Here is a 7,836-nt window from a genome sequence, read left to right on the forward strand (position 1 = left end):
GCTATATTTGAAAGAATGCGAATGGCGTTTTAATCACAGTGACTTAAAATCTCAAATATTCCTTTTAAAACAATTGGTTAAAGGGGGTTTAGGTTAGTTATCTAGGACAGCCCCTAAAATAATGTTTGCCTTCAATTAAAGAAATAATGCCTTCCGCCATAATTCGGCTCGCCCCTGTATGACTAAGTACGACACTTAAGTGTTAGTCCTCCACCAAAGAGAAATAGTATTCCCCATTCTGTATTTTCTTGAATTTGTTGCCAACTTACCACTTTTGTGACACAGAGTAACAAGGAAGCAACGAGTGCGATAATACTATCAAAGTTGCCAATATTAGCTTTTAAGCCTAAAAAACTTGAGATAAGAGGATTAATTACACTACTTAGCATCCAGCAGCACGCAATGAAAATAAAAATACCCAGCGTAATAATGCGTTGTCTATTAAAGTTAATTTGTTCAAACCCAAACTCAAAATCTTGGTTAAATCTAGGCTTGAAAGTGAGATATAAAATAAAAATTACCAAGGGTAAAATAATCAACATAACCGGTACCAATCAGAAAATGTAAGGTGTAACTGAGAGGCAGCAATCGCATTTGGTGGGCTCCCGACTAACGTCCCCATTCCGCCGATACTTGCACTATACGCAATCCCAAGTAAGACGAAAGTATAAGTATTACGTTCCGATTCTCTGTCCATTTTACTAAGAATACCTAATGCAAGGGGTAACATCATTGCTGCAGTTGCAGTATTACTCATCCACATTGATAAATAAGCAGTCACGGCAAATAAATAGAGTACCGCAATAAATAGTTTCCCCTTTGCCAGCGCCATAATTTTATTCGCAATCATTTTATCAATTTTTTGGATATGCAATGCTGCAGCCAATGCAAAACTACCAAAGAATAAAAAAATGGTTGGATCAGCAAAGGCACTTAATGCTTCTTTTGAAGTAACTACCCCTAATGCAATTGCTAACACAGGCACAAAAAGAGCAGTAATAGTAACGTGAACTGCTTCCGTGAGCCATAAAATAGCCACGAAAGCTAAAATAGCTAATCCTTTAGTTGGCTCAGGCTCAAAAGGCAGGACCTTGAGTAAGGTAAAGAACAAAACAACATCCGCTAAAAAAATTGCTATATCTCGGCGATTTTTTTTCTTTTGTTCTAAAATAAGTGCATTATTCTCCATTGAATGTCCTTAAAAACTCTAGTAATACCTAAATGGTTGTATCTTAACTAAATTAGAATGCTCTGCGATAAAAGCGAATAAAAATATGAGTTAAGTCAAAAAGATTGAGAATAAAAAAGCGAGTATTTCTGCCCGCTTTCGAAAGTGTCATTATAATTGCAAAATTTTCTCAAAATCAGACCGCTTGCAATGGAACATATTCAACATCTAAGTCTAATAAGGATTTCGCTAGGGCTTTTGTCATCGCTCTACTACTCAATGCTCCTTCTGCTTCGGCTAATACCATTCGCTCAATAGGCACATCGGCTAATCCTAAAAATAGCCGATAATTCAACGCACTTTGTAATGGTAAAAAAGTTGGATTGAACGCCGCATTTTCGGCATATTTTCCAAAAATAATACGCTCGCCCACTTGCAATGCGATTCCGCTAAAGGCTTTGCTATAAGGGGCGTAAGAGGTATTTGCGGCAACAATAGCGGCTTGTTGTAATTTATCGCCTGTAACCTCAAACTGCTGCGGCTGGTTGTCAAACAAGACTTTTTCAATGCCTAAATCTTTTGGCCCGAAACTATCTGGCAAGTAGCTATGTAATAAATTGTCTTGGCTATGTGGTAAATGGACTTTTAGATTTTCTGCTCCATTAAGTTCATTCATAAATTGACGGCAATGTCCGCAAGGGGTGTAATTAACCACTACATCAGTAATTAAGGTTTCGCCTGCAAGCCAAGCGTGAGAAATCGCACTCTGCTCAGCGTGAACCGATTGTTGCATACTTTCTCCAGAAAACTCTTGGTTCGCTCCGAAATAGAAATCCCCTCGTTTTCCAATTGCAACCGCCCCTACATTAAAATGAGAAACGGGCGTAACCGCATAGCAAGCGGCAATTGAAATGCAAAATAGAGCTAATTCAATGCGAGAACGTTTGAATTGTCCGCACAGTTCATCAACAACCTCATAAGATAACTGCCCGTGAAAATCTTGCTTGATAAGTTGTTCAATCACGGTTTTTGTGATTTCACACTTTTTCTCCGCCATTAATTGTTCAAAACGTTCTGAAATTTCTGTACGAAACATATTACAACCTCCGGTTAATGTTTTTTATAGCTACAAATCAGTATGCCTGCCGTAATCAGTACAGCACTAATAATATGGTAAGTATGCACCACTTCATTTAATAAAGTAATGCTAAAAATAGCGGCAAATAGTGGCGTAAAGTTTGTCATTACTGTCCCTTTGGCTGAACCAACTATCGCAATGCCAAAATTCCAAAAAGCATAAGAGAGAATAGACGGCCCGATAACTAAATAGCCTATACCATTCCATTGTAAAGCGGTCAAATTTGCTAAATTTTTTGCAGATTCTGTTACATACTCATAAATAAAGAAAGGCGTTAGAGTAATAACCGCTAAACCAACCAACACGGTAAGAAACACCGTATTACTTATGCCTTGCGGACGTAATCGAATCACACAGCAATAAACCGCCCAACTTACCGTAGAAGCTATGGCCCATAAATCGCCTTTATTAATTGAAAGGCTAAATAAGCGAGAAAGCTCCCCTTGCATTAAAAGCCAAACTACGCCGAACAAGCTAATGATTGCCCCCGTTAAAATAATTGAGCTGATTTTCTCTTTGAAAGCAAGTCGATTTAAAAACAGTACCAACACGGGCGAAATGGCTAAATAGAGGCTGGCATTAAGTGCGGTTGTGGTTTTTAAGCCTTCGTATAAAGTAGCCGGAAATAAAATAACGCCAAGTAACCCTAACACCCACATCACACCTAAACGAGATTTTAATAAAGGTATCGCCCCTAGTGTTGGACGAAAAAAGATCAACGCTAAAATTAAAAATGCAGGAAGCCAGCGTAAATAAGTTAAAGTGATGGGCTGAATTGAGCCACTTAACACTTTGCCTAATACAAAATTTCCACCCCAAAAAAGGGTTGCGATAATTAAACTGAAATAGCCGAATTTCAGTGATGATGAAGTCATTGATGACCTCGCTCCACAATCACCCCCACACTACTTGCTTGAGCTACCGCCTTTGGTTTATGCAGCTCAATGCGAATCCAAGTAAGTTGATACTCTTTTTGCAATAATTCAGCCAGTTGATGAGCAACGGTTTCCACTAATTTGAAAGGTTGCGACTCAACAAAATGAATGACTTTTTCCGACACTTCCGCATAATTTAGGCAATACTGCACATCGTCAGTTTCAGCAGCTTTGGCGAAATCCCACTCCATATCAATATTAAATACCAAACGTTGTTTGATGGTATGCTCCCAATCGTAAGCCCCGATAGAAGCGAAAGTGGTCAGCTCTCGAATAAAAACTTTATCGCTCATTGTTTCGTCCTGTTTTATTTTGCGAATTTCTGTAAAATATAGCACAAGATAAATTTAATCAGGAAAATTTATGACTTTAATTCCCTATTTATTGATCTTGATTGCCTATTTGCTAGGCTCAATTTCAAGTGCAGTGATTTTCTGCAAACTTGCCGGCTTGCCAGACCCACGAGAAGTTGGCTCACACAACGCTGGGGCAACCAATGTGCTACGCATTGGCGGAAAAAGTGCTGCATTGGGGGTGTTGCTATTCGATATTTTAAAAGGCACATTGCCTGTTGCGATGGGAATTTATTTTGGCTTATCGCCTTCCGAATTAGGCTTTATCGCATTAGCGGTGTGTTTGGGGCATATCTTCCCTGTTTTCTTTCAATTTAAAGGTGGAAAAGGTGTTGCTACCGCATTTGGGGCAATTTCTGCATTAAGTTTTGTGGTAGCCGGCGGGGCGATTGGCACTTGGCTTTTGGTGTTTTTGATTTCGGGCTATTCGTCTTTAAGTGCCGTACTGACTGCTCTAATAGTGCCGTTTTATATTTGGTGGTTTGAGCCACAATTTACTTTCCCGGTTGCCTTAGTTTGCTGTTTATTGGTTTACCGCCATCACGACAACATTCAGCGTTTATGGCGAGGGCAAGAAGATAAAGTGTGGGATAAATTGAAGAAAAAGAAAGCATAAAAAGAAACAGGCATCATTTAATGGTGCCTGTTTTGTTTTATTCGTAGGGGCAGGTCCTGTACCTGTCCGTAAATATTCTCGGGCGGGCACAGGACCTGCCCCTACATTTATTTTGCAAATTATTACAAAAATCCAACCGCTTATTACACTGCTAAATCCGCTTCATCGCCTCGATTTTGCAACCATTGCTTGCGATCTTCCGCTCGTTTTTTACCGAGTAGCATATCCATAATTTCAAAGGTGCTAATTTCGCCTTCTTCCACATCAACGCTTTCATCAAAGGTTAATTGCACTAAACGGCGAGTGCTTGGATCCATCGTGGTTTCACGCAACTGGCTTGGGTTCATTTCGCCTAAGCCTTTAAAACGTTGTACATTCGGCTTGCCTTTTTTCTTGGCAAGGCGAGCCAAAATCGCCTCTTTTTCTGCCTCATCTAAGGCATAATGCACCTCATCTTTACCGATATCGATACGATAAAGCGGTGGCATTGCCACATAAACGTGTCCGTTTTTTACTAATTGCGGGAAATGGCGAAGGAACAAGGCACAAAGTAATGTAGCAATGTGTAAACCGTCAGAATCCGCATCGGCAAGAATACAGACCTTACCGTAACGTAACTCTTCTAAATTATCACTATCAGGATCAATACCCAATGCAATCGCAATATCGTGAACTTCTTGCGAAGCCAATACTTGGTCTGATGAAACCTCCCAAGTGTTTAAAATTTTACCACGCAGAGGGAGAATAGCTTGATACTCTTTATCACGAGCCTGTTTTGCTGAACCGCCAGCAGAATCCCCTTCCACTAAAAACAGCTCAGTACGGCTTAAATCTTGAGCGGTACAATCTGCTAATTTACCTGGTAAGGCTGGTCCGCTGACTAATTTTTTACGCACCACTTTTTTCGCCGCACGCATACGACTTTGAGCAGAACTAATCGCCATTTCCGCAATCAGTTTACCCGTTTGCACGTTTTGGTTTAACCATAAACTAAAGGCATCTTTTAATGTATTATCTACATAGCTTGAGGCTTGGCGAGAAGATAAACGCTCTTTCGTCTGCCCTGCAAATTGTGGCTCTTGAATTTTGAGCGAAAGCACATAAGCACAGCGATTCCAGACATCATCAGCAGTTAATTTAATGCCTTTCGGCAATAAATTATGAATTTCGCAGAACTCTACCATCGCTTTTAATAAACCGTTACGCAAGCCATTAACGTGCGTACCACCTTGTGCGGTTGGGATTAAGTTTACATAGCTTTCCGCTACTAACTCGCCGCCTTCAGGCAACCACGTTAAAGCCCAACTTACCGCTTCCGTTTCAGCGGTTACATCACCAATAAATGGTGGATTTGGCACGGTTTCATAGCCATTTAAGGCTTCGGTTAAATAATCAGATAAACCATCTTCGTAGTACCAAGTTTCTTCGGTATTGTTGATTTTATCAATGAAGTTGATAGTTAATTTCGGGCAAAGTACCGCTTTTGCACGCAATAAGTGGCGTAAACGGCTGACTGAAAAACGTGGGCTATCAAAATATTTCGGATTTGGATAAAAACGAACAGTTGTGCCTGTCTGTTTTTTCGGGCAAGTGCCGATAACCGTTAGCTCTTCGACTTTTACACCATTAGCAAAAGCAATAGAATAAATCTCACCTCCACGTTTAATCTGAATTTCAACACGCTCAGAGAGAGCGTTTACCACTGAAATCCCTACCCCGTGCAAACCGCCCGAGAACGTATAGTTTTTATTCGAGAATTTACCGCCAGCGTGCAGTTTCGTTAAGATAAGCTCAATGCCTGAAATTTTCTCCGTTGAGTGAATATCCACAGGCATTCCTCGCCCGTTATCCACCACTTCTAATGAATTATCGGTGTGAAGAATAACATCAATTTTATCTGCATAGCCCGACAACGCCTCGTCCACACTATTATCAATTACCTCCTGCCCTAAATGGTTTGGGCGTGTGGTATCGGTGTACATTCCCGGACGAAGCTGCACAGGTTCAAGATCTTTCAGAACGGTAATTTCATCCGCCCCATAGCGTTTTTCTGACATTATTTTTTCTCTTAGGCTACAAAATAAAATAAGGCTGAATTTTAAGAAAATTTAGCCTATTTTGCAAAAATTTGTGGAAAAATGACCGTTTGTAGGGCAATAAATCATAGTTATTGTCCAAAATCAAATCCATCTTGTGCTTTATTTTCTTGTTTAAGTTTCTCAACAATCCATTCTGTAAATTTCATACTATACTTAAGCCCTGAAGATTTCCCTTTGTAACTATTATTTATAAACAGCTCTTCATATCCCTTGCCAGGAACCTCAATATCTTGTTTTTTTTCAAGAATTTTATGTTCTCGTAAATATTTATTCATCTCCCTAGTATTTTTAAAAGTAATATCACTTCCTAATATTTCAATTATTTCTTGACCAGAATAGCCATTCAAATCGTAGTACATATAAGAAATTTCTGGTATGGTTACTTTATGCTTTTCAATAAAATCACCACTACGAGTAGAATATACTAGTACGGGCTTATTCTGCTCTAACGCTCTTATAATATTATAGAAACTGCCTAAACTTTTTTGATCCCAAATAATAAAGCAATAATTACTATCAAAAGTCATTGCTTTATCTTTTTCTCTTTGTTTTTCTCTCTCACTAGAAGAAGCTATTTCTACATCTATCGTCTTTAAAGAAAACTTATCTGATTTTTTATGCCTTGCTTTTTCTGTAATAGAATAAACTGTTAAATTATAATAACCTTTGTTTGAAAAATAATTCTGAACTGCACTATCAACACCTTCTGCATCTCCTACTAATATATGGAATTTATTTACCATATTATCTAAACGCTTCTCAACCTTTGGTGGTAAGTCTTTAATACTAATCGACCCAGATATAAATACTTTTTCCATCATTTATTAACTCTCGTTTTAGTTAATGTCATAATATATACATCTTTTACAGCAGCTTCTCTATAAAGCAATTCCGATATTTCATTTAATGTACCACCTGATCTAAAAAGATCATCAAGTATTAGGATATTTTTACTTCTATATATCTGAGAATCTCGGATAGAAAATGCCCCTTTTAATATACTTCTTCTTTCTTCTAGATCTTGAATACTTTTTAGTTGCTCTGTTTCTTTAATTTTGCGAATAAAATCCAAGTCTACAGGAGTACCTATTTTCTTACTAACTAATTTAGCTAATTCATAAACAGGTTGAATTTCTCTTAACTTTGAAAATGGTGCTGGGATAATAACATCTATATTTCGATTTTTGGTTGCCCACCAAATATTTATAGCGGAGCAGAATGCATTAGCAAGGAAATCTAATTGTGAGTAATCTGATTTATATTTTAATTTATGGAGGGAATCTCCAATTTTTGAATAAGTATTATGGAAATGCCCCGATGAATCAATCGTACTATTAGTTGTATGTACTGCTAATGCAATTCCAGCTTTCCAACTATGAAAATTACTATTCAAATCAATTAAATTGATTGATTGATTGATTGATTGATTGATTGATTGATTGATTGATTGATTGATTGATTGATTGATTGATTGATTGATTGATTGATTGATTGATTGATTGATTGATTGATTGATTGATTGATTGA

7 protein-coding genes and 2 pseudogenes are annotated in these 7,836 nt (G+C 38.1%); 2 read left to right on the top strand and 7 right to left on the bottom strand.

All coding sequences use genetic code 11. The features are described from left to right. A pseudogene (locus tag ACERCF_RS06240) lies at positions 1 to 97 on the top strand (IS1595 family transposase); the annotation flags it as partial. Between the two features lie 18 nt (positions 98 to 115). On the opposite strand, the pseudogene ACERCF_RS06245 reads toward ACERCF_RS06240, so the two are convergent. The 4 genes and pseudogenes from ACERCF_RS06245 to folB all read right to left on the bottom strand — a co-directional run. Further along, positions 116 to 1,189, bottom strand: a pseudogene (locus ACERCF_RS06245) (DASS family sodium-coupled anion symporter); the annotation flags it as partial. A gap of 175 nt (positions 1,190 to 1,364) precedes the next feature. Beyond that, complete coding sequence (cdd, locus tag ACERCF_RS06250; RefSeq protein WP_373625003.1) at positions 1,365 to 2,264, bottom strand: cytidine deaminase; 900 nt, start codon at positions 2,262 to 2,264, stop codon at positions 1,365 to 1,367. Between the two features lie 14 nt (positions 2,265 to 2,278). Next, positions 2,279 to 3,181, bottom strand: coding sequence for a DMT family transporter (locus tag ACERCF_RS06255; protein ID WP_373625004.1), 903 nt, complete (start codon positions 3,179 to 3,181; stop codon positions 2,279 to 2,281). Further along, positions 3,178 to 3,534: a dihydroneopterin aldolase gene (folB, locus tag ACERCF_RS06260; RefSeq protein WP_373625005.1), complete on the bottom strand. Its 357-nt coding sequence runs from the start codon at positions 3,532 to 3,534 to the stop codon at positions 3,178 to 3,180. Before folB ends, ACERCF_RS06255 begins: the two co-directional genes overlap by 4 nt. 70 nt (positions 3,535 to 3,604) lie before the next feature. Between folB and plsY the strand changes: the two genes are divergently transcribed. After that, positions 3,605 to 4,210, top strand: a complete 606-nt coding sequence (gene plsY / locus ACERCF_RS06265; RefSeq protein ID WP_373611049.1) for a glycerol-3-phosphate 1-O-acyltransferase PlsY — start codon at positions 3,605 to 3,607, stop codon at positions 4,208 to 4,210. Between the two features lie 143 nt (positions 4,211 to 4,353). On the opposite strand, the gene parE is transcribed toward plsY, so the two are convergent. The 3 genes from parE to ACERCF_RS06280 form a co-directional block, all read right to left on the bottom strand. Then, positions 4,354 to 6,267: a DNA topoisomerase IV subunit B gene (gene parE / locus ACERCF_RS06270; protein WP_373625006.1), complete on the bottom strand. Its 1,914-nt coding sequence runs from the start codon at positions 6,265 to 6,267 to the stop codon at positions 4,354 to 4,356. A gap of 110 nt (positions 6,268 to 6,377) precedes the next feature. Further along, a complete protein-coding gene (locus ACERCF_RS06275; protein WP_373625007.1) occupies positions 6,378 to 7,130 on the bottom strand; it encodes a hypothetical protein in 753 nt (250 codons plus the stop codon). Continuing rightward, positions 7,127 to 7,836 (bottom strand): ComF family protein (locus tag ACERCF_RS06280; RefSeq protein WP_373625008.1); only part of this gene is annotated, 710 nt, incomplete at its 5' end. The genes ACERCF_RS06275 and ACERCF_RS06280, both read right to left, overlap by 4 nt.

This window comes from Mannheimia kashgarensis (assembly GCF_041807705.1).
In the GTDB taxonomy this organism is placed as follows: Bacteria; Pseudomonadota; Gammaproteobacteria; order Enterobacterales; family Pasteurellaceae; genus Mannheimia.

What these genes read in the sequence shown, in the direction of transcription:
- plsY (WP_373611049.1), top strand. Translation starts at nt 3,605, where the DNA reads ATGACTTTAATTCCCTATTTATTGATCTTGATTGCCTATTTGCTAGGC.
- parE (WP_373625006.1), bottom strand. Translation starts at nt 6,267, where the DNA reads ATGTCAGAAAAACGCTATGGGGCGGATGAAATTACCGTTCTGAAAGAT.
- cdd (WP_373625003.1), bottom strand. Translation starts at nt 2,264, where the DNA reads ATGTTTCGTACAGAAATTTCAGAACGTTTTGAACAATTAATGGCGGAG.
- folB (WP_373625005.1), bottom strand. Translation starts at nt 3,534, where the DNA reads ATGAGCGATAAAGTTTTTATTCGAGAGCTGACCACTTTCGCTTCTATC.
- ACERCF_RS06255 (WP_373625004.1), bottom strand. Translation starts at nt 3,181, where the DNA reads ATGACTTCATCATCACTGAAATTCGGCTATTTCAGTTTAATTATCGCA.
- ACERCF_RS06275 (WP_373625007.1), bottom strand. Translation starts at nt 7,130, where the DNA reads ATGATGGAAAAAGTATTTATATCTGGGTCGATTAGTATTAAAGACTTA.